At 55.0% G+C, this 22,679-nt stretch carries 19 protein-coding genes and 1 tRNA gene; 13 read left to right on the forward strand and 7 right to left on the reverse strand.

The annotated features are described in order from the left end of the window. Positions 1–126: 126 nt before the first annotated feature. From F822_RS08660 to F822_RS08675, 5 genes are all read left to right on the forward strand, one after another. Positions 127–202: transfer RNA gene (locus tag F822_RS08660), tRNA-Phe, on the forward strand. A 244-nt stretch (positions 203–446) separates the two neighbouring features. Then, complete coding sequence (locus F822_RS14870) at positions 447–617, forward strand: Arm DNA-binding domain-containing protein (RefSeq protein WP_231623602.1); 171 nt, start codon at positions 447–449, stop codon at positions 615–617. 59 nt (positions 618–676) lie between these two features. Then, a complete protein-coding gene (locus tag F822_RS08665; protein WP_231623436.1) occupies positions 677–1,006 on the forward strand; it encodes an AbrB/MazE/SpoVT family DNA-binding domain-containing protein in 330 nt (109 codons plus the stop codon). Then, a complete protein-coding gene (locus F822_RS08670) occupies positions 993–1,400 on the forward strand; it encodes a PIN domain-containing protein (protein WP_025042173.1) in 408 nt (135 codons plus the stop codon). Before F822_RS08665 ends, F822_RS08670 begins: the two co-directional genes overlap by 14 nt. Before the next feature lie 189 nt (positions 1,401–1,589). Beyond that, positions 1,590–6,608, forward strand: a complete 5,019-nt coding sequence (locus tag F822_RS08675; protein ID WP_025042172.1) for a hypothetical protein — start codon at positions 1,590–1,592, stop codon at positions 6,606–6,608. A gap of 384 nt (positions 6,609–6,992) precedes the next feature. Here F822_RS08675 and F822_RS08680 read toward each other — a convergent pair whose 3' ends face one another. Next, positions 6,993–7,955 carry a GlxA family transcriptional regulator gene (locus F822_RS08680; protein WP_025042171.1) on the reverse strand — a complete coding sequence of 321 codons (963 nt, stop codon included), beginning with the start codon at positions 7,953–7,955 and terminating at the stop codon, positions 6,993–6,995. A gap of 103 nt (positions 7,956–8,058) precedes the next feature. On the opposite strand from F822_RS08680, the gene F822_RS08685 reads away from it, so the two are divergent. Continuing rightward, positions 8,059–8,361 (forward strand): putative quinol monooxygenase, encoded by a 303-nt coding sequence (locus tag F822_RS08685; RefSeq protein ID WP_025042170.1) that lies wholly within the window; start codon positions 8,059–8,061, stop codon positions 8,359–8,361. 247 nt (positions 8,362–8,608) lie between these two features. Continuing rightward, positions 8,609–9,076: an NUDIX hydrolase gene (locus F822_RS08690; RefSeq protein WP_025042169.1), complete on the forward strand. Its 468-nt coding sequence runs from the start codon at positions 8,609–8,611 to the stop codon at positions 9,074–9,076. A 160-nt stretch (positions 9,077–9,236) separates the two neighbouring features. Here the strand turns inward: F822_RS08690 and F822_RS08695 are convergent, their stop codons facing one another. After that, a complete protein-coding gene (locus tag F822_RS08695; protein WP_025042168.1) occupies positions 9,237–9,485 on the reverse strand; it encodes a hypothetical protein in 249 nt (82 codons plus the stop codon). 343 nt (positions 9,486–9,828) lie between these two features. On the opposite strand from F822_RS08695, the gene hemA reads away from it, so the two are divergent. The 4 genes from hemA (at position 9,829) to grxD (ending at position 13,545) form a co-directional block, all read left to right on the forward strand. Further along, positions 9,829–11,082 carry a glutamyl-tRNA reductase gene (hemA, locus tag F822_RS08700; protein ID WP_025042167.1) on the forward strand — a complete coding sequence of 418 codons (1,254 nt, stop codon included), beginning with the start codon at positions 9,829–9,831 and terminating at the stop codon, positions 11,080–11,082. Beyond that, a complete protein-coding gene (gene prfA, locus F822_RS08705) occupies positions 11,079–12,155 on the forward strand; it encodes a peptide chain release factor 1 (protein ID WP_025042166.1) in 1,077 nt (358 codons plus the stop codon). The genes hemA and prfA overlap by 4 nt, the downstream gene beginning before the upstream one ends. Positions 12,156–12,269: 114 nt before the next feature. Continuing rightward, on the forward strand, positions 12,270–13,103 hold the full coding sequence (gene prmC / locus F822_RS08710; protein WP_025042165.1) for a peptide chain release factor N(5)-glutamine methyltransferase: 834 nt from the start codon (positions 12,270–12,272) through the stop codon (positions 13,101–13,103). A 124-nt stretch (positions 13,104–13,227) separates the two neighbouring features. Continuing rightward, entirely contained in the window at positions 13,228–13,545 is a 318-nt protein-coding gene (gene grxD / locus F822_RS08715) for a Grx4 family monothiol glutaredoxin (RefSeq protein ID WP_025042164.1), read from the forward strand. 101 nt (positions 13,546–13,646) lie between these two features. Here the strand turns inward: grxD and F822_RS08720 are convergent, their stop codons facing one another. Beyond that, a complete protein-coding gene (locus F822_RS08720; RefSeq protein ID WP_025042163.1) occupies positions 13,647–14,069 on the reverse strand; it encodes a YqaA family protein in 423 nt (140 codons plus the stop codon). A 519-nt stretch (positions 14,070–14,588) separates the two neighbouring features. On the opposite strand from F822_RS08720, the gene F822_RS08725 reads away from it, so the two are divergent. Continuing rightward, the gene (locus tag F822_RS08725) at positions 14,589–15,332 is read left to right on the forward strand and encodes a 4-aminobenzoate synthase (protein ID WP_025042162.1); all 744 of its coding nucleotides are present in this window, start codon (positions 14,589–14,591) and stop codon (positions 15,330–15,332) included. A 117-nt stretch (positions 15,333–15,449) separates the two neighbouring features. Here F822_RS08725 and F822_RS08730 read toward each other — a convergent pair whose 3' ends face one another. Next, positions 15,450–16,379 carry a LysR family transcriptional regulator gene (locus F822_RS08730; protein ID WP_197272802.1) on the reverse strand — a complete coding sequence of 310 codons (930 nt, stop codon included), beginning with the start codon at positions 16,377–16,379 and terminating at the stop codon, positions 15,450–15,452. 112 nt (positions 16,380–16,491) lie between these two features. On the opposite strand from F822_RS08730, the gene metE reads away from it, so the two are divergent. Continuing rightward, positions 16,492–18,813, forward strand: a complete 2,322-nt coding sequence (metE, locus tag F822_RS08735; RefSeq protein ID WP_025042160.1) for a 5-methyltetrahydropteroyltriglutamate--homocysteine S-methyltransferase — start codon at positions 16,492–16,494, stop codon at positions 18,811–18,813. A gap of 570 nt (positions 18,814–19,383) precedes the next feature. Here metE and F822_RS08740 read toward each other — a convergent pair. The 3 genes from F822_RS08740 to F822_RS08750 all read right to left on the reverse strand — a co-directional run bounded on the left by F822_RS08740 (position 19,384) and on the right by F822_RS08750 (position 22,614). Further along, positions 19,384–19,671, reverse strand: coding sequence for an HU family DNA-binding protein (locus F822_RS08740; protein ID WP_025042159.1), 288 nt, complete (start codon positions 19,669–19,671; stop codon positions 19,384–19,386). A gap of 719 nt (positions 19,672–20,390) precedes the next feature. Then, complete coding sequence (locus tag F822_RS08745) at positions 20,391–20,978, reverse strand: hypothetical protein (protein ID WP_025042158.1); 588 nt, start codon at positions 20,976–20,978, stop codon at positions 20,391–20,393. Between the two features lie 10 nt (positions 20,979–20,988). Beyond that, positions 20,989–22,614 (reverse strand): DUF8189 domain-containing protein, encoded by a 1,626-nt coding sequence (locus F822_RS08750; protein ID WP_053111341.1) that lies wholly within the window; start codon positions 22,612–22,614, stop codon positions 20,989–20,991. Positions 22,615–22,679: the final 65 nt, after the last annotated feature.

Below are 22,679 nucleotides of genomic sequence, written 5' to 3' on the forward strand. Positions count from 1 at the left end.
ACGAATAAGGTCTTTTGTTCCAATGAGTTTAGCGCTGTGCTAAAATTGCGCGACTAAAAATACTGTGCCCTGTGCTCGCTGCATGGATAGCGCTTCAGCGTGTATGAGGTCGGCGTTTCAAAGAAAGGCCAAGTAGCTCAGTCGGTAGAGCAGAGGACTGAAAATCCTTGTGTCGGTGGTTCGATTCCGCCCTTGGCCACCAAATGATTGTTTCACCCCGTCCCAAGAAGTCCAGAAAGCCCGCTCCTCACGGGCTTTTTCATTGGTTCTCTGTCCTGTCACATCCCGCTAGGTTCTATTGCATCCTGTATCGGGGTATCGGGGGCATAAATAGGGTACGTCGGTGTACCCCCGCACCTTATACCCCCAAAATGCCATTGATCGATACAGCAGTTCGCAATGCCAAGTCGCGCAAACCGCGCCGATGAAAAGGGCTGTTCCTGTGGATCCATTCCAACGGCTCTAAATACTGCTGGAGGTTTAAGTATCGTTTCGGCGGAAAGGAAAAATTGCTCTTCCTGGGTATCTATTCCGATGTATCACTGGCTCAAGCCAGGCAGCGTGCGACGATGCCCGCAAGCTATTCAAGCAAGAAGCAAAGAATCGCGGGTAATTAGTTTCGAGGCAGTCGGTTGCCAATGGTATGCAAAGCACTCTCCCAATTGAGCTGCTAGCCATGGACAAGATCATCCGTCGCCGGGAGATAAGCATGTGTTTATCAACAGAATCATATGATATACTTTACAAAATGTATATCTATAAGGAGTGGATCATGCAAGTCTCAAAGTGGGGTAATAGCTTGGCAATTCGATTGCCTGCCTCAGTGGTTGAAGCACTGGAACTACACGAAGGCGACGACATTGAAGTGGTGATTGCTGATGAACGGGTTTTCCAAGTGAAAAAGAAACCCGGCAACGATGCCTTTCTGATGCGATTACGAGAATTCAGGGGGAAGCTCCCTGTTGATTTCAAGTTTGACCGCGACGAAGCAAATGCCCGCCCCTAAAGCCTTTATTGACAGCAATATTTTGCTGTACCTTTTATCGGCTGATGCTGATAAGGCCAATCGGGCTGAGGAAATTGTGCGGGCAGGCGGGCTAATCAGCGTACAGGTGTTAAACGAGATAACGAATGTAGCACGTCGTAAGCTCGCCATGTCGTGGGTGGAAATCAATGAAGTGTTAGGCCTGATCCGGTCGATATGTCCAACCGAGCCGTTGACTATCGAGACCCATGATCGAGGTAGGCTTGTCGCTGAGCGATATGGGCTAAGCGTATATGATGCAATGATCGTAGCGGCTGCAATTCTTGCAGGATGCAAGACATTATATTCAGAGGACATGCAGGACGGGCTACTGATCGACCATCAGTTGCATATTTGTAATCCATTCCAGGCTTGATACATAGAAGTGGTCGCGCTTGTTTGGTCCTTGACTTCACAATCGCGCCATCGCCACAAAAGTCAGCCGCTTAACGCCAATTCAGCAAAACGTCGAACACCGGCTAAATTTGCCTGTATCTCTCAGTATTGAAGCGAAAGCAGCGCGTATATCCTTGGGCTAGCTCAACAGTCAACCAAGGATACGTAAATGATCGATTCAGACTTCAGCATCGGCTTCTCCACCAATCTGGTCAACGGCCTCAACCCCAACTGGCAGCCGCAGGTGGGCCTGCTGAACATTCTCTATCCCGCCAAACAACAGGCGATGACCTTGAGGCCGGTCCAGCCGATAGCGCAGCTCGGCAGCTGGACGCATCCGGTCATCACGCTGCATGAAAATGCACTGGACCTGTTGGATGAATTGATCCCGTACCAGATCATCAACCCTTCCAGCGACATTGACGCTCCATCGTTCGGCGCAGGCGCCTTACTGGGTGGCGCTATTGGCAGCCGCCCATCATTGGAGATGTTGTCGAAAACCATAGGTGTCGACCTGGCCCGGACGGATCTACGCTATGCACTGGTTAAACTGGAGAGAGTAGATGGCGCCGATAATCACGCTTCGGCAGTTGGCGGCATTCTGGTGCATGCGCGGCCACGGCAGCCTGATCCGGAATATGGGCTGAGTACCGAGTTCACTTCGGCTTCGACCAGGTTGCGCCATGCCGGCCGCAGCCGTCTCCAGGACTATGGCGATCAGTTGAACAAGGACGACGCCAGCAAAGTGCTGGATTCTTTCCGCGAATTCGGCACCCATTATGTTTCTGCCGTGGAACTGGGTGACACCATTCTGCAGGTATTTGCGTATCTGCCGGAACAGTTTGCCAAACTCAAGCTGGCCTATGCGGATGGAAATAATCCCCTTTCCGGGCCGGGATCGCAAAATTTCGTCCAATTCACTACCGACCGGGCTACCGGCATCTACGGCTATGTGGAACAGTATGGTGGCGTCATTTGCCTGAGCAATTCGACCCTCTTCAACTCGACGCTGCGCGACGGCGACTGGCGGGATACGCTGTGGTCGCACAAGAACAGCGTGTTTTCCCTCTTCAACGTCAACTCCCGGTTATCGCTTGTCAACCTGCAGCAGGAATTTACCGAACAGGCGGTAATAGCCGTCCACCTCGCAAGCCTGAGCGTAATGATAGAACAGAAACGGGGGCTGATCTGGCAGCGAATCTTCAAGGGTGCGATGGCGCAGAAATACCGTACCACGATACAGCCGAACTTTTCCATTTACGATCAGCGCGATTTCGTGCGCATGCTGCCGCAGGATACTGCCGGCATTACCTCTTTTATCGCTACGTCCACGGTCAACGTCTATAAGGCGCGGCTGGATCTTGCGGATGTGCAGCTCGTCGCAGCCGGGGAAGTGCAGGATTTCGTCCTGTTCACGAATGTACTATCTGCCGGCGCCAACACGACCATACAAGTTCCCGGAAAAAAGGTGCATCTGTTCGGCCAGGTACTGGACATGCGCGTGCAGGGCCAACCTAAATCGATCAGCCTGGCTGACGAGGCGTTCGAATCGCTGCAGTTGGGGTGCGATGAATTTCTCGGCGCGCTGGCAATCCAGAACCGCTCCGGCTCCCGCTATAGCGTGATTGTGGATGGACTCCGATTCGGCCTGGATGGAAGCGGGCCAGCGGCCATGCCAGTTATCGCAGACGATGTTCGCACAGTGCCGCCGGCAAATGCGATCCCGCTACTGACAGACAGCCTGCAGTTTTCAATGACATTCGCCGAAGCGGTAATCAGCGATCAGTCTACTCATGCAAATGGTCATATCCAGCAGTTTGTGCGCAATTACCTGACATGGGTAGCGGAAATGCCACTTGCGGGCGATAGTGAAGAATTGATGGCGTTGCGCGTGCGCGCGATGGACCTGGCCAACTACACGACCAACCCGGAATATGGGGGTTTTGTCCCGATCCTGCCATATGGCGATTATGAACAATACGTGCAAAGCATTCTCAGCCATTTGGATAGGATACAGCTGCAGGTCGCACAGAATGAACAGCGCATGGCCAATCGGCGCCAGCAGGAACTGGTGATCGACGTGGCCAAGACGCTCAACCAGAACATCATCGCGTCAGGCGAACTGATCGGTGGGGTAATCGAAGCCAATGCAGCGCAGCAAAAAGACCTGGAAGGATTTTACGATTCGATGATCGTCCAGGGTAAGGCAGAAGCAGAGCAGCAGCAGGCCAAGATCAACAACCTGAACGCATCGCTGTTCGAAGCCCGGGGAGACGTGGATTTGGCTGTGCAGAAATACAAATCCGCCGTGCAGCAATGGGAGACCATGGAAGCGATCAAGTTCGGGCTGGAAGTCGCCCCCAACCTGTTCAGCCTCGGCACCAGTATCGCCATTCCTGCCTCATCCATCTCTGCCGTCAAAGACCTTGGCCTTGCCGTACAAAGGATCCAGAAGACCTTCAATGTCCTGAACGCGATGTCAAAGCTGTATACCGGCATCAGCACCGGTGCCAAAGGATTGGAAAACGCGCAGCGCGCGCTCGACGATCTGGATGGCGCACAATTTGGTAATCCCTCGACGTTATCCTGGGATGAAATGTCGATCCAGTTCAACCAGATCATGGCGTCCGGCCCGGATATCAAGCCGGAAAAAGCAAGTCTGCAAGCGGCTTTTGCTACCATGGTGCTGCGCGGCAAGGCCGTGGCGGGCGCCGAGTCCTCGCTGCACGCACTGCAGCGGGATATTTACACCAACCAGAAACAAAAAGAGATCAACAGCCGTCAGGCAGCGCGGCTGGAGGCGTTGCAGCAGAAGCTGCATCCCGCCAGGGTCGAGGATCTCGACCGGTCGGCTATTGATCTGGTGGCGCTGACCGGCCATCTGACGTTCATCCAGAACCAGATGCTCACCATTCTCGCCAAGGCGTTCCTGATGCAGGATCTGGCGCTCCAATACGCCAACCTCCAGCCAGCCACGCCGGTGCTGGCGTTCAGCCTGCTGAAATTCAGTGCTGCGGTGGTCCAGCAACAAGCCACTACGCTGGAAGCCAAATCCCTGCTGGCCCATTATCAGGCCAGTAGAACGAGGCCGATCGAATATGTCATCGAAGGCGTCAAGCCGGAGGAACTGACCGGCGGCAATGTTTTTCTCAGTACGATTTTTCTGGATGCGCCGGAATTCTATCAATATGTCAACGCACGAATAATTTCTGTGGTTGCGGTAGTGGAAGGCATCAAATCCACCGCCAGCGGGACCTATCTGCTTCGTCTTGCCTATAACGGCACGCCGTTTCATGACCGCAACCTTCACCGCGATCCCTTGGCGTTTCGTACCCCCTGGCGCGAGCGGATTTACAGCTACAGCGCGCATGACAACTCGCCGAACTTCTCCGATGGCGGCGAATCCTGGTCCGAAGGCGTCAGCCGCGTGACGCCCTTCTCCACATGGGAAATCTCGCTGCCGAACACAAGCACGAACAAGGGTCTGAGCTTTGCACGGGACAGCCTGACAGTACGGCTGTCCTTCGTGCTGGAAGCAAGAATCGCCGACCCGCTGAAGATCATGCAGCAGCGTGCCGCCAACCGGCTGCTCGCATTCGCTCAGCCGCGCCAATTGCCAGGGTTATTGGCTGCAAGCGATATGGTCTTGGCTGCCGCGGCCAACTTGCCGTCCACCGAGACGCTGCTGGCCCAGATGAATGCACAGGGCAGTTGCACCAATGGCTGGGACGTGGTGTTCAACATGGATCTGAAAGGAATCAACAGTGCGCTGCTGGATCAATACGAAACCCTGAAAAAAGATACCGTCTACAAGAACCGTATTACCGTCAACACTTCGGAAAAATATCCGGGTGGCGTTACCGTGATCAACCGCTTCACAATCGATTACGGGTATCCCCTATTGAGCTTCAGCATCAACAACAACAATTCAGCCACACTGAAAATGGAAATACTGAGCGGCTCGGTAGAGCGCTGTTCCCAGGTGGGGTCGTTGCCGGAACAATGCGGTACACCTGAATCGATCACCGGCGAAACCCTCACGGCAGTGATTCAGCTGGCAAAGGTTGCGGGTACGGTCAAGATCGACAACGTTAATCACAACGTCCTGAAAGTACAGTTGGACATGAAGGAAGGCGCATTCTCCATCAGCAATATCGACCTGAGCGATGCCACCAAGGTGGAATTCAACAAGGCGGTCAAGGAGTATTTCGTCAGCAACCCCGTCATCTACCTGATCAACCAGCTCGACCTGACCGCAATTCCGACGCTGGATGCGCTAAAGCCCAGTGATTTCATTTTCAAACCGCTCCAGACGCCGGCCAGCAACCAGATGCTGCAACTGTTCATCATGACCGGGGGTCGGGCGATGCCGAATTATTCGCAGGCGTTCCTGAACAATATTCCGGAACCACTGCCGCAAGGCCAGAGCAACAGCATGATGGTGCGCTCCGAGTTGATATTCAAGGAGATCCTGCCGCAAAGCCTGAGAAACAATGGTTGGGCGCTGCAGGGCGTGAACCCGGGCAGCACCACCAAAGCCTGGTCGGGCAAGTTCACTGGTGCGAGTGTCATTGGCACCGTAGATTTGAGCAAGCTCAATCACACCTCATCGAACGGTGGCGGGCGAGGCGGCGGCTCATTTACCGAGTACACTTATTCGATCCCTGGAGGCAAAGATGTGTCGTGGTCGCTGGTGGATACCACCATCACGGCGCAGGCTAACGGGCAAATGTATTACAGCGGCAGCCGCGGGCAATCTCTTCAATATAATCAGCATTCCTGCACAACGTCTTACCCCTGCTATTTTGGTGGTTGCACTAGTTGCAGAGACTCCATGCTTGCGACCGACGTAACGATCGAGGTGAGGGCTTCACTGCCATTGGGCGTGGATGGCAGCGGGCGCAACCAGACTATTCAGATCAAGACTACCAGTCAGGGCGTCGTTGTCGGCGGCCACTTGTCCGGAGGGGGTCCCAGTGGTTCCGACGACCTGGCGGCGCAAGTCAATCAGCAGATCCAGAGTCAGGTGCCGCAGCAGATCGTGCAGAAACTATCGATCCAGTTTGAGGCAGTTTCAGTGTTTGCGTTGAAGAACCTGCTGTTTCCCGCGAATAATTACATCACATTCAGTAGCTGCGGGGTGCCGGGCGACCTGATCCTGCTGGGTAATTTCAATTCTACGAAGTGATAGATTAAACCTAAATCCGGTAGTTGACCGCTCATTTAATAGATCAGTATTATGATTAATAACAATATTTCATATTATTTGACGCTCACCTTCCGGGTGAGGGCGCTACGAGGGAATTGCACAGTTTTTGCGGCACATGGCAGTGTTGCAACTCCTTGGAATGGAACGACCATTCCGCGTCGTTGCGCCTTGCCCTGCACCCCAAAAACCGTACACTTCACCCCGTCCAACTACCGGATTTAGGTTAAAGCCTTTACACTTCACACATTAGAGCGTCCCAAGTGGACGCTCTTTTCATGTGCGCCCAGCATGGATTTCCTGTTCAATTCATGAAACTTCAACCTGGCAGGCAATTAACATACTTACCAGAGGCTCGCGAACCTGTCACTTACCTGCACGTAGCTCACTCACAGACCGACCAATCCTACGGCGGAGGAGGGTGCGTAACGTCACCCCATTTTCATAGCCAACCTGGGCGGCAATCAAATCAATGCTGTCATTGCTCGTTTGCAGCAGGTGTACCGCGCGCTCGACGCGCAGATCCTGAAAATAGGAGAGGGGTGTCTTGCCCAGCACGGTCTTTAGACGACGCGCGAGGGTTCTCTCACTGGTTCCGGCTGCATTTGCCGCTGCGCTGAGCGAGAAACCATCGGTTAGCCGGTTCCGCGCCCACTGTTCAAATCGTTCGATCAATGGATCCGTATGCATGAGGTGGTCTGGAATCATGAAAACCGCCTGCGAAGGGCGCGGATCGATTACGAGAAAACGCGCAGTCAATGATGCCAGCGCCGGACTGCTGCGCCTTACCAGCCATAGCGCCAGATCAATATGTGCCAGGGCCGCCCCTGCGGTCACGAAACGGGATGAATCCACGATCATGCGTGATTCTTCTAAAATGACAAGAGGATAACGCTCGCGGAACAGCGGCGCCAGCCACCATGAGGTGGTGGCGCTCTGCCCATCAAGCAGCGATGTGTTTGCAAGGACAAAGGTTCCGGTGCAGGCGGCACTCACCAGAGTGCCGCCGTCAGACCATTCCCGCAACAGTTCCTCTATATCCCCTACATCCCGCCGTTCAAGCGCCAACTGCAGTGTTGCGGGCATTTTTGCCCCAAGCGCGGGAATCAGCACAATGTCGGGGCGCGCCAGCTGTGCCGCCAGTACTACGGGTACTAACAGTCCCTGACTGGTGTGTACCCGGCGGCGGACACCGACGACAGTTACCTCGAAATGAATCGAAGGTGTGCCGGCAGACTCTGCCAGATCGTTCGCGATGCTGAAGGTATCGAGAAGGGTAGCTAGACCTGTATCAAAAACTTCATCGAGGGCAAGGATGTAGATGCGCATGGCAGAAATAATACCATAATTGTCAATATTGCCACTTAGCAGGAATCTGTATCTTCATTAAAGTCTGCCTCTCGTAATTCAACTTCAGGAAGGAGAAATCACCATGGTAAAAGTTGCCCTGTTTGTACGTTTGCAAGCCAAACCCGGGAAAGAAGCTACCGTCGCCAGCTTTCTCGAAAGCGCCCTCGCCCTGGCGAATCAGGAAACCACCACCCCGGTCTGGTTTGCGCTACGGTTGGGACAATCTACTTTCGGGATCTTCGACGCCTTTGCTGACGAAACAGGGCGCTCAGCACATTTGGCGGGTCCGATTGCAGCGGCTCTGATGGCTAATGCCGCCGAATTGCTTTCGGAACCGCCGCAGATCGAGCATGTGGATGTGCTTGCTGCCAAACTATCTAACTGAAAATTGGATTCTGCAGTCCGGATGAAGCGTGGCGGAGTCCGGGCTATAGTCCGTTCCACCTAACTGGCCGAATAAGAGGAAGCTACGGTAGGCTCCAGACCTGATCCCGCTTTTACGCATCAAGGGTATTCTGATCTGTTGGCTGAGTATGTGTAAACGTCTGCCCAGTGTCGATTTACGACTTCGCCAAGGAATAAAGGTGTCAGAATCAGCCGTTGTTTTCCCTGAAAACAGACAGTAGGCACATATGCCTAAAACAAGCGCCGGCATTTTGCCCTATCGCAGCCGAGACGGCCGGCTGGAGGTCTTGCTTGTCCATCCCGGGGGACCCTTCTGGGCGAAGAAGGACCTCGGGTCCTGGTCGATAGCAAAGGGCGAGTATGAGGAAGGCGAAGATCCCCTTCAGGCCGCGTTACGGGAATTCATGGAAGAAACCGGACACCAGCCAGCCGGGCCGCTTTTGCCGCTAGCACAGCGGAAGCAACCTGGTGGGAAACTTATTGATGCATGGGCTACCGAGACTGATTGGGATTCTTCCAGGCTCGTCTCGAATACTTTCAGCATGGAATGGCCAAAAGGGTCTGGGAAAATGCAGGCGTTTCCGGAGGTGGATCGCGCCGAGTGGTTCGAAATATCGGAAGCAACACGGCGCATTCTTCCGGGGCAGCGCGGCTTCCTTGATGAGCTGTGCAAAAAGTTCTCAACAAGTTCATGAACAACTACCCACCCTGGCGCTACATTTCATGCTGTTGTCCGCTTGAAGAGCTGCTGTTCCGTGGAAACGACTACAGCTGATATCTCATCTGGCAACCCCGCGGTAGTGAGCAGCCTGATCCGAGCAGGTCATTTTAATTTGGCAGGATGACAGGGAAATATCAACTCACCGATAATTCGGCGGGTTCTTTTTCGGTAGCGGAAATGCGATAGGAATGGAAGTTGAGGGGAGCCAGACCCACGCTCGGCCCAGCCTGGCTTGCCCAGTACACCTTGGATTCAGGCCACCCGACGAGCGATTCCTCATGCACGTAAGGCACCAGGCAATTATCGGACGCATTGAAGATCGCGTAAGATTTCCGCTCTATATAGCCTTCCTTGGTTCGTATATAGGGAACATATTTAGCCATTTGCAAATCTCCAATAATAATGATTCACAGTTCGATTGTACTGAAGACTTGTTACAGGATTTATACGCATATCTTCTAAGCTTCGAAGTTTTATCGAAATTACCTCTGCACTACCTCCCATTGCTCATGGTCCGCGTACTGGACCAGATTGGTTTCGTTATCGGCCCCAGAGCTGCGATAATGTGCACTTGACCATGAGCGCATTAAACCCAACCTTGATATTCTCAAAACCCCGCTATTTTTCTGCAAACCTGAAACTCTTCTAAGTGATGGTATTCAAATGATTGTAATACTATAATCAGCAAATTTTCAATTTCGTCACCGGTTACTCACATTGTCCTCCATGCAGTTATTTGCCTTCGGCATTAACCATCAAACCGCGCCGCTCGATGTGCGCGAGCAGGTTTCTTTTCCGGAAGATGCCATGGAGCATGCCTTGCACGACCTGGTGGCCCATCATCCGGTGGGCGAGGCGGCAATTGTTTCGACCTGCAATCGTACCGAGATTTATTGCAGCACCGAAAAGCCGGAGGAAGCCACGCACTGGCTGGCGAATTTTCATCATTTGCAGACGCGGGAACTGGAGCCGTATCTCTACAAGTTGCCTCGCGAAAAGGCCGTGAAGCACGCATTTCGCGTCGCCAGCGGACTGGATTCCATGGTGCTGGGCGAGCCGCAGATACTCGGACAGTTGAAAAATGCGGTGAAATCCGCTGAACACGCCGGTACGCTCGGCATGTTGTTGCACAAGCTGTTCCAGCGCACGTTTTTCGTCGCCAAGGAGGTTCGCAGTTCCACCGAGATCGGTGCGAACTCGGTTTCCATGGCTGCGGCCGCCACGCGGCTGGCGGAGCGGATTTTTGGCGACATCAGCGAGCAGCGCGTGTTGTTTATCGGCGCGGGCGAAATGATCGAGTTATGTGCCAGCCATTTTGCCGCGCGCCATCCGAAGCGCATCACCGTCGCCAATCGCACCAGCGAGCGCGCGCAAGCCCTGGCGCATCGCTTCAACGCGCAGGTCATTGCCTTGAATGAGCTGCCTGAACAACTGGCGCTGCACGACATTGTGGTGACCTGCACCGCGAGTACCCTGCCCATACTCGGCAAAGGCATGTTGGAGCGCGCGATAAAAGCCCGCAAGCATCGTCCGATTTTCATGGTGGATCTGGCCGTGCCGCGAGACGTTGAACCAGAGGTGGCGGAACTGGATGACGTATTTCTTTATTCCGTGGACGATCTTGCCGATATCGTCAAGGAAGGGCTGGATTCCCGCCTGGGCGCGGTAGCGCAGGCCGAGGCAATCATCGATTCAAACGTGGTCAACTTCATGCACTGGCTGGAATCGCGCGAAATGGTACCCACCATACGTGCGCTGCGTGACCAGGCCGAACGGTACCGGCGCCATGAAATGGAGCGGGCGACGAAGCTTCTGGCCAAGGGCGAAGACCCGCAAAAAATATTGGAATCCTTGAGTAATGGCCTGACCAATAAATTCTTGCATCTGCCTTCCTATGCACTCAATCACGCCGCAGCGGACGAGCGTGACGATCTGGTCGATCTGATCAACCGACTGTACCACCTCCACCGTCCAGAATGAACAAAAGCATGACTGCCAAGCTCACGCAGCTCAGCGTGCGCCTGGAGGAGCTGAATCGCCTGCTGAGCAGCGAAACGATCATCTCCAATCTCGATAACTATCGCAAGCTGACGCGGGAACGTGCGGAGATTGCGCCGGTGGTCGAGCTTTATGATGCTTATCTGCAAAGTGAGCGCGATATCCACACCGCGCAGGGAATGTGCGGCGATGCCGCCATGCGCGAGTTTGCCGATGCCGAAATACGTGACGGTAAAGAGAAGCTTGTGCGATTCAGCGCGGAATTGCAGAAGCAACTACTGCCTAAAGACCCCAACGACGAGCGCAATATCTTTCTTGAAATCCGCGCCGGAACGGGTGGAGACGAATCCGCATTATTCGCCGGCGATCTGTTCCGGATGTATGCACGCTTCGCGGAACGCCAGCGCTGGCAGGTAGAGATAATCTCGCAAAGTCCATCCGAGGCCGGCGGTTATAAGGAGATCATTGCCAAGATCATCGGTAACGGCGCCTACTCCAAGCTCAAGTTTGAATCAGGCGGTCACCGGGTCCAGCGTGTTCCCGCCACCGAGACCCAGGGCCGTATTCATACTTCCGCCTGTACCGTCGCGGTCATGCCCGAGGCGGACGAGGTCATGGAGGTAGCCCTCAACCCGGCTGAATTACGGATCGATACTTACCGCGCTTCCGGCGCGGGCGGTCAGCATATCAACAAGACCGACTCCGCGGTGCGCGTCACGCATCTGCCGACGGGTATCGTGGTCGAATGCCAGGATGGCCGCTCGCAACACAAAAACAAGGCGCAAGCAATGAGCGTCCTTGCGGCGCGGATTCGCGACAAGCAGATGCGGGAACAACAGGACAAGCAGGCTGCTACGCGCAAGTCGCTGATCGGCAGCGGCGATCGTTCAGGGCGCATTCGTACCTATAATTTTCCCCAGGGGCGAATAACCGACCACCGTATCAACCTCACGCTCTACAAGATCGAACAGATCATGGATGGCGATTTGAGCGACCTGTGCTCTGCGCTAATGTCCGAACATCAGGCGGAGCAATTGGCGGCGATGGGGGAGTAGAGCGACACATTTTTTGTTTCTCCTGCCGCTACCCTTTGTGCCCTCGCGGCTCTCCCCTGGTTTCATGACAGATGGATCGCAAGGCCAGGACACGGTTTGAGGTTGATTCCACCCATGCAGCAGATCACTATTCGAGACGCGCTACAGCAATCGGGCCGCGACATTGACGATATCGACGCGCGTATTCTGCTGCAGTACGCGCTCGATGTCAGCCACGCTCACCTCATTGCTCACGCCGAGCAGGCGCTTGATTTGAAACAGGCGCAATCCTTTCGGCTGTTGACGGCACGGCGCGCTCGAGGCGAACCTGTTGCGTATCTCACAGGCAAACGAGAGTTTTATAGCCTGGAGTTTACGGTCACCCCGGCAGTTCTCATTCCTCGCCCTGAAACGGAATTACTGGTGGATATGGCGCTGGCGCGAATTCCGCCGGATCTTCCCTGGAAAATTCTTGATCTTGGAACCGGCAGCGGCGCTATCGCGCTGGCCATAGCAAAACACCGCCCCCTGGCGGATATTTCCGCGGTGGATTTCTCTGCGAATGCCCTGGCAGTCGCCAAAACAAATGCCCGCCAACTCGGTGTTGATAATGTGCACTTCATCGAAGCCGACTGGTTCGATGGCGTTAATGGTGAAAGATTCAATCTCATTGTGTCGAACCCCCCTTATATTGCAGATGGTGACCCACATCTCACGCGGGGGGATCTGCGCTTTGAACCGCGCATGGCGCTGGCGGCGGAAGGCGAAGGCCTTGATTGCATACGCTCGATCATCGCCGCCGCCCCCGCCCACCTGGTCGAAGATGGAGCGCTATTGCTGGAACATGGCTATGATCAGGCGGAAGCGTGCAGGCGATTATTGAGCGAAGCGGGTTTCAAAAGGGTGTTTTCCCGCCCCGATCTCGCGGGCATCATGCGAGTCAGTGGCGGAGCCCTTGATATTGCATAACGTGGCATGTTGCCGATATGGAAGCGGGGAATATTGCCCGGACAAATCAAATCGCTTGTAAAGGACCCGGGTTTCCCCTAAGCTAATTTACGGTTTGTTTTTTTAAGGAAAAGAAGGAGTCGATATGAATACACAAGAAGTCATCAAGCAGCAAGTCACTACTCACCCCGTTGTGCTCTATATGAAGGGCACGCCCGATGCCCCTCAATGCGGTTTTTCCGCTCATGCCGTCAAGATTCTCCATACCTGCGGCGTCAATGATATTTTTGCCGTGGATGTGCTTGCCGAACCCCAAATAAGGCAAGGTATCAAGGAATACTCAAACTGGCCGACCATTCCTCAACTCTACATAAATGGGGAATTCGTGGGCGGTTCCGATATCGTTGGCGAAATGTACCAGAGCGGCGAATTGCAGAAGTTGCTTCAGGGAAAAAAAGATTGAATTAAATTGGAGGGTTTGATTCAATGAACAATGAGCCGGCGATAAACGACAGCCGGCTTTTTGTTGGGTAATGCACATGACGAATTGCGCAATTGATCGGATCATGGGGTAATCGCTGCCGCGATTGCCCAGTAACGCGCGAACTTTCCGGCCGCCATGAACAGCATGGCCAATATCCAGTTAACTCGAAGCCAACCTGCGGCGACACACAGCAGATCGCCAATTATCGGCACCCAAGCCAGCAGTAATACCGGGCTGCCATGAGTACGTACCCACTGTAGGGCCCGCATACTCCCGCCGGCATTTTTCAGGAGTGTTTTTTCATCGGGTAAAAATAACCCGATCGCGTAGGAACTCATGCCGCCCAAAGTGTTGCCCAGCGAGGCGACGCTCAAGGCAGGCCAATATAGCTCGGGGTAGCCAGTTAAAACGCCAAACAATACCGCTTCCGAACCGCCGGGGAGCAAGGTGGCAGCAAGGAAACTGCTGATGAATAAGGCGAACAGACTCGATTGCTCATCCATAACAGTTTCTAAAAAATAGAGCTTCGGTAACTATAAAACCCATGAACAATTCTCATGCAGGCGCGGAAGCCGCAGGCAGTAACATGGGTGGGATGGAAACCGCAACGGACCAGGGACGGCAACGCACCCGGGCGATTTCTCGGGCATGGGCCTGATTAATATCTCGCAAAACCGGTCGCCGGGGCATTTCAGTACCTACCCATTCTTAGGGTTGCGGCAAAGTACACCCCTGCGGTGCTGCGCGTTAGTGCCGTCATTATCCCGGCGCGGCGCAAGCGATCTCCGCCGCCCGCTGCGGCACGTTTCGTTTGTATTACTTCGATTTTAACAGCTTAGCTGCCAAAGAAGGGTTCTACGAATGCCCCCGGTGTTGCTTGATGTAGTGCAGGAGGACGTGTCTCGATAGTTTTTGCAATTAATTGACATTGTCCGTTAACCAATCGTTAAAATTTGACTTAACGGTATTATCTGAGTGATGATAGGATGCTAATTACCCACCCCCTTTTCAAGAGGAAAATCATGACGACCACCGTATCTCTCAAGCAAAAGATCGATTCCATCATTAACGCCAAGCACCTGCTCAAGCATCCTTTTTATGTGGCCTGGACGGAAGGCAAGCTCTCCAAGGAGCAATTGCGTGGGTACGCGGAACAATATTTTCATAACGTACTGGCCGAGCCGACCTATCTGAGCGCAGTACATTTCAATACACCGCATTTTCACAGTGAAGCAAATAGCGGCGACATCAGTGTCCGCCAGGAAGTACTGAAAAACCTGATCAGCGAAGAGCACGGAGAAAAAAATCATCCCGCCTTATGGAAGAATTTTGCGCTGGCCCTGGGTTCGAGCGACAAGGACCTGGCTCGTGCGGCAGCTTTGCCGGACACGGCCAGACTGGTATCGACATTCCGCGACATCTGCCTGAACCAGCCGTTTTATGCAGGCCTCGCCGCAATGCATGCTTTTGAATCCCAAGTGCCGTCAATCGCTGCCGTAAAAATTGACGGGCTGATCAAGTTCTACGGAATGGATGACCCGGACAGTTATGAATTCTTTTCCGTACACCAGGAAGCCGACGTATATCATTCGCAAGCGGAATGGACGTTGATTGAACGCTTTGCCGATACGGCGGAGAAACAGGCTGAGGTAGTGGCGGCAACTATCCGGGCGTGTGACGCGCTCTGGGGTTTTCTCGATGGCGTGTATGAGAATTACTGCTCAGACCTGGCCTGCGAAGACAGGACTGCCGTTACCTTGCATTAACTCCCTGCACTGGTGAGCAGACAATAGCTCGTTTGTTGCACGTTTGCTCACCAGTGGGTTTGTTTCATAACCGTTGCTTGCTTTTCTCCTTATCTTCCTGCTTTCGCCGGTCGGTATTCAATCCACCGGCACAATTCCATCCAGCGTAGCGAAACAGGTATTCTTCGCGGTTACCAGAAAATCCCGCAAATAGGGGCGGGAAGCGGTTTCTGTGAGCGTGGACGCATATAGGTCGCTCCATAATCCGTGCGCGCCAATGCGGCGGGCGATAACATAATCATGATCGACGTAGTTCTTGATTCCCCAACTGGGCAATGCTGCGACACCGCGCCGGCTGGCTACCAGTTGCAGAATAGCCACGGTCAGTTCTGCGGTGCGCCGCTGCGGCTGGACGCCGGCGGGCTTCAGCACGTTGAGAATCAGGTCGATACGGTCCTCCGGTACCGGATAGGTAATAAGGGTTTCGTCGGCGAAGTCCGCCGCGTTCAATATCCGTTTTGCCCGTAAGGGGTGTTCTGGCGCCAGTACCGCCAGGATCTCAAAGCTGAATAGCGGATGATGAATAATGCCGCGCCGCCGCTTATGCTCGGATCCGATCACCACATCGGCGCCGCCCTCCTCCAGGAGTTTGACCGGATCGCTGTGAAATCCGGAAACCAGGTCCAGCTCCACCTCCGGCCAATGCTGGCGGAAGGCATCCATGAGTGGCATCAGCCAATCGAAACAGGTGTGGCATTCCAGCGCGATGCGCAAACTGCCTGTCGCCTGCTGCGACATGGTGGCGAGACTCCGTTCGGTTGCCTGGATGTCCTCCAGTACTTTTCCCGCAAGTGAAACCAGATGCTTGCCGGCATCGGTGAGTTCGACGGTTTGCCCGCGCCGCTGTACTATCGACAGTCCATAGTGGGTCTGCAAAGCCTTGATCTGATGTGATAATGCAGATTGGGTAAGGTGTACGCGCTTGGCAGCGCGTGAAACACTGCCTGTCTCGTGCAACGCTGCGAGCGTGCGAAGATGGCGTAATTCAAGAATGGATACAAGTGACATAGGTATGAATATTATTCATTAATATTTAATTATATTTCATTTGATTCATAGTTTAGTCTGCCACACAATCATCCCTTACTGCAACCGGCAACTTACGTGGGGGGAATAAACAATGGCACTGACACATAATCTGGGTTTTCCGCGCATTGGCGCGCGGCGCGAACTGAAGCAGGCACTCGAAGCCTACTGGCGCGGCGATATCAGTGATGAACAGTTAAAAACCACGGCAGCCGACATGAGGAAGCAGCACTGGCTGCTGCAGCGCGAAGCCGGCATCGATCTCATCCCGGCCGGCGATTTCGCACTGTATGATCAAATGCTGAATATGACGGCATTGCTCGGCGCGATACCTGCCCGGTTTAACGCGGGCAGCAACGAAATCGGCCTGGACCTGTATTTCGCAATGGCGCGGGGCACGGCGGATCAACCGGCGATGGAGATGACCAAGTGGTTCGATACCAACTATCACTACATTGTCCCGGAATTCGATGCACAGACCACATTCCGTATCGCTTCGCCGCAGCTCTTCAGCGAAGTGGCCGAGGCCAAGGCTCTCGGCATTTCACCCAAAGTGGTGCTGATCGGGCCGCTAACCTATCTGTATCTTGGCAAGGAAACCAAGCCTGGATTCAATCGCCTGGATCTGCTGCCTCATCTGTTGCCGGTTTATCGCGACATTCTTGCCCAGCTTGCTTCCCTGGGCGTGGAATGGGTGCAAATCGACGAGCCATTGCTGGCACTCGACCTGGATGACGATTGGTTGCGTAGTTTGGACCAGGCCTATGCCACCTTGCAGGAAACGGATAGCAGCGCGCGGAAGTTACCCAAGCTACTGCTGGCGACGTATTTTGAAGCCGTGGACAATCATGCTGCGCGCTTGAAAAAGCTGCCAGTCGATGGCTTGCATATCGATTTGTGCCGTGCACCGGGTCAGCTCGATACCTTTCTTGAAGGTTACCCTGCCGACAAGGTACTGTCGCTAGGTGTCATCGACGGCCGCAATGTGTGGCGTGCCGATCTTGCGCCGGTATTCTCGATTCTGTCACGTGCGCAATCCGTCCTGGGTGAGCGGCTATGGGTTGCGCCCAGTTGTTCCCTTCTGCATTGCCCGGTGGATCTTGAGCTGGAAACCCGGTTGGATGAGGAAATCAAGAGCTGGCTGGCATTTTCCGCGCAGAAATTGAGCGAGGTGTCGATACTCGGCCGCGGGTTGAATCAGGGGGAAAACGCGATACGCGATGTATTGGATGCCTCTACCAAGGCCAGACAAGCGCGCGCCGAATCGCCACGCATACATAGCCCGGTAATGCAGGAGCGCCTGCAACGTCTGGTGCGGGATGATATCGGACGCGGGAGTCCATTCCCAGTGCGGCAAGCACTGCAACGGCAACGTTTCAAGCTTCCTCCGCTACCCACTACGACCATTGGCTCATTTCCCCAGACGACGGAGATTCGCCAGGCTCGTGCTGCGTTTAAAAAAGGTGAACTCGGCAATTTGCAGTATCTGGAAGCGATGCGTAATGAGATACGCTTGGCGGTAAAAAAACAGGAGGAAATCGGACTGGATGTACTCGTGCATGGGGAGCCAGAGCGCAACGACATGGTGGAGTATTTCGGCGAGCAATTGTGGGGCTACGCTTTTACCGAGAATGGCTGGGTGCAGAGCTACGGTTCCCGTTGCGTGAAGCCACCTGTCCTATATGGCGATATCTACCGGCCCGAGCCGATGACGCTGGAGTGGATTCAATACGCGCAGAGCCAGACCGAAAAGCCCGTCAAAGGCATGTTGACCGGCCCGATAACGATGCTGATGTGGTCGTTCGTGCGTGACGACCAACCGCGTTCGCTCACGGCCCTCCAGCTCGCGCTCGCCATCCGGGATGAAGTTGTCGACCTGGAGCAGGGCGGCATAGGCATTATTCAAATCGACGAACCCGCTTTTCGCGAGGGGTTGCCATTGAAAAAACGCGACTGGAACGGATATTTTCAATGGGCAGTGGAAGCATTCCGCGTCGCCAGCTCGGGTGTAAGAGACGATACGCAGATACACACCCATATGTGCTATTCGGAGTTCAACGATATCCTGCCCGCCATTGCCGACATGGATGCGGATGTGATTACCATCGAAACCTCACGCTCACGCATGGAGCTGCTCGATGGGTTCGGCCATTTCAAGTATCCCAATGAGATCGGTCCCGGCGTCTACGACATCCATTCACCGCGGATTCCTCAAACCGCGGAAATGCTGGAACTGCTGGAAAAAGCCTGCCTGGTGATCAATCCAGAGCAACTTTGGGTGAACCCCGACTGCGGCCTGAAGACGCGAAACTGGCCGGAAGTTACCACGGCATTGGAAAGAATGGTCGAAGCGGCGCGCCTGCTGCGCGTCCGTCTGGAAACTCCACAAGCCGAGTCCGCAAGCGCCATAGCATGAGCTGATCATAACGAAGATCCCATCAGGCCGATTTATGAAGGCCAGAAGTGGATGTTCTCCTTCCCGTGAACTTCAAAAAGTAGGCCGGGCTATGCCCGGTATCGTTTTACGACCGTCGGGCGGAGCCCGACCTACTTTGCAGTTCCTTGAACGGTGCCCTGAAGCGCCGCCCGAGAGGCCCCACCAAGCGGATCTGACAACGCAGGGAATGCCGCGCTAAGTTTTTTCAGATGTTCAATTTCCCATAAACGATATTTTAAACCCTAAAGTAGGCCGGGCTATGCCCGGTATCGTTTTTATGATCCTCGGGCGGAGCCCGACCTACTTTGCCTTGGAATGGTGCCCCGAAGCGTCGCCCGAGGGACCTCGCGAAGCGGGATCGGACAACGTAGGGGGATGTTGCGCTACGCGCAAGGAGCCCCGCAGCCACGCTTAGGTAGTTGCGCGGTACAAACCGGGGCGGTAGCCCCGCCGCACGGTGGCACCCGTATCCCGGCAAAGACATGGCCGGAGTCCATCCAACACCGAGGAATGGATTTTCGCGGGTGCGAAAATATTTTGTCGTTGAACTTACTTCTTTCCGTCGCCGTTGACCGCAGCCTTGAGCGCCGCGCCCGGTTTGAATGCCGGAATCCTGGACGCGGCAATCTTCAGCTCCCCACCCGTCCTGGGGTTGCGGCCGGTGCGTGCAGCACGCTCGCGTACTTCGAAAGACCCGAACCCCGGCAATGAGAGTGAATCCCCTTTTTGTAGCGTATCCGAAATAATTTCTATCAGCGCCCCAACGGTGCGGTTCGCGTCGGCTTTGCTGCAGCCGGTCTTGGTGGCTATTGCTTCAATGAACTCAGTCTTATTCATATTCGAGAACTCCATTTTCAGTATTGGTTAATCAAGTTTACGGCATTCCCTCATGGAGATGACGAAATAGCTCTACGGATTCCCTGGCTTGTTCTTTAGCGCGCCTGAGCGACGGACACATCGCTCAGGCTTGTCGTGTAGCAGGGTGGCATGCATTCCCTTCACATTCCCCAGGCTCTATTGGTGGTTTCGGGAGAGGCGATGGCGACGTATTGCAGGCCGACCACCGACCCACCCACTACTTTCAAGGAAAAATTACCATACAAGCGATGAATGAATTCTGTGCTGACGTTGCTGATTTTGAGATCGAAGAGTGCATTACGGTGCCGAATTTCGAAGATTTTCGGCTATTGACAGGCTGATCTATCGCCATTGTCATAAAACTGATAGCTGCTGTCAACGGTAATTTAAAACCGATACAGTTTTTCCGGCATCGGCAATTGAATATTGTGCTTGCGCCGGATGCGGCAAGGTATCAGATACGGTGGTCAGTTTCAGCTATGCGCAGAGTTCGGTGATGCGTTCGTGGGTGATATTCGTGTGATCACTCTCATCATCTGGTCATAGATCGACAGTGGGTGCTGTAGCGGCGCAAGCCAGCAGCGTATCGGGTGCGCATGAAAGGCTCTCAAGTTGAAGCAACGGCGCAACTCTTGGTACGCCGCAAGCAGAACAGGTGCCGCGCTCCAGCCGTCTTATCTTCACGCGAACTCAGCGCCTCATCCCCCGGTCCTGTCGGCAGCCTCCATCGGTACGCGGGCCTTGGCGGCAAGCTCCTTGAGCAGCACGGCGGCCGGGGCCGGTTTATCTCCCGGCGTTTCCACCGGAGAAGGCGCCAGCGGCTGCAGGAGATCGCCTTTTCCCTGCGTTTCGTGAAACCAGAGAGCCTGAACATAGAGTCCGGGAACGTTGAGAAGCCGCAGTTCAAAGCCGCCTTGCGCCACTTCCGGAAAGTCCGCCACCGCGCGCAGCGCCCTCGCGCTCGAGTCGACGAAGCGGCTTTCGTTAAAAGCCGAGAAAACCTGCTCTCCCCGGGGTCCGGCAACCGTCTCGGCGGAGGCGAGGACATTGTCGCCCTCCTGCACCAGATAGCGCCAGCCGGTCGGCCTGGCCGCATCGAGACCTTTTCCCGCCACGAGGTCGGAGAGGCCCAACGTGAATACCTGCTGCGGCTCGGTGAGCTGCAGCGGCCCGGTAGCATTGCGCAACGCGGGGGTTCTGAAGGCGCGGTTCCTGCTCAAATCCAGGAAAGTGGAATGCATGGCATCCAGCGCCTGTTGCGGAGGTTTTGGAGCGATAAAGGCCATCGGAAACTCCTCAGTATTTGGTGTAGTAAGTATGGGTCCATGTTCCCGACCCTTTATAGGCAGTCTGCAGGGTCGCGTAATTGACATCCGAGCGGCCGTAGATCGGATCGTCGACCGACACATAGTCGATACCGCCCGCGCTATATTGCCCCTTGATGACCAGGAAATGGGCACCGCCGCCCGACCAGGCCACCCGGATGCCCAGCGGACGAGCGAAGGTTACCTCGTTCTCGATCTGGGCGGTGGTGGCGATGCCGCCCACCCAGTGGTCGAAGTGGCCCACCACCGTAAGTGCCTGGTCGAGAAAGCCGTAGACGTTGCAGGGGCCGGACGCACCTGCGCCGCAACAGTCGGTTCGTGCCAGTTCGCCATTGGCCACGGCGCACTGCTGCCAGTCGCTCCCCGGTTGATAGAACAGGGCGACGCTGGTCGCGGTTGCCGCCCAGCACCAGTTCGATTGCTGCTGGGGCTGCATGAAGAAGTACATTTCATCGAGCCACCAGATCGTATCGATGTGGCGCTCGATTCCCACGACAAGGGCATTGAGTTCGTCGATGTGCTGATCGGTTCCCACGACAAAGACATCGAGTATGTCGGGGTAGCGGCTCAATGCATTGATCGAGGTTCCCGGCGCGACGACCGGCAAACCCCGAATCATACCGTGCCGGTCCCAGGGGCTCGATGCATTGAGCTCCGGCGCGACGGCGCCTGCGGCGATCTGGAACCAGGAGCCCCAGCCGGTGCTGGCGTCCCACCAGATGCTGAAGGCGCCGTGGTTTGTGCCCACGGCGAAGACATCGAGATGATTGGGATAGCGCGACACGACGCTGATGGACGTGTTGGGAGCCGCTGCGCCGTTGGCCACCACAAACCAGTTCTGGGCCCAGCCGCCATTGGCGTCCCACCAGATGCTGTAGATCCTATGATCTGTGCCGACGATGAAGAGGTCCAGGTGAGTCGGATAACGCGCCACGGCCGCAACCGAACTGCTCGGGGCGGCGAACCCGCCTGCAACCTGGAACCAGCTTGCCCACCCGGTGCTCGCGTCCCACCAGGTGCTGAAGATGCCGTGATTGGACCCGACCGCAAAAAGGTCGATATGGTTGGGGTTGCGGGTCACCGCCGTGATTGACGTTCCGGCTGCGGCCACGCCACCGCTGACAACGAACCAGTTCGCCGCCCAGCCGCCGTTGGCGTCCCACCAGATGCTGCTGATTTTGTGGTCCGATCTCACCACGAACAAATCCAGGTGGTTGGGGTTGCGGGCAATGGCCGCGACGGCAGTCCCCGGCGCCGCGGTCAGGTTAGAAACATGGAACCAGCTATTGGCCCAGCCGCCATTGGCATCCCACCAGATGCTGTAGATCTTGTGGTCCGATCCCACAACGAAAAGATCGAGGTGGTCGGGATTACGGGCGACCACAGTGACTGTCGTCCCCGGCGCTGCGATGCCGCCGGCAACCTGGAACCAGTTCGACCATCCCGTGGAGATATCCCACCACGCGCTGTAAATTCCGTGGTCCGTGCCCACGCAAAAGATATCGAGATGCTGCGGATACCTCGCAACCGAGGTGATGGAAGTCGACGGTGCCGCAACGCCGCCGCTGACGCCAACCCAATTCGGTGCCCAGCCCATTGTCTACTCCTTCCGTTGATGTTCATGTCCCGAAAAAGCAGGACCATATGTATCAGGAAAAATAA

It is taken from the genome of Nitrosospira briensis C-128 (assembly GCF_000619905.2).
Taxonomy (GTDB): domain Bacteria; phylum Pseudomonadota; class Gammaproteobacteria; order Burkholderiales; family Nitrosomonadaceae; genus Nitrosospira; species Nitrosospira briensis.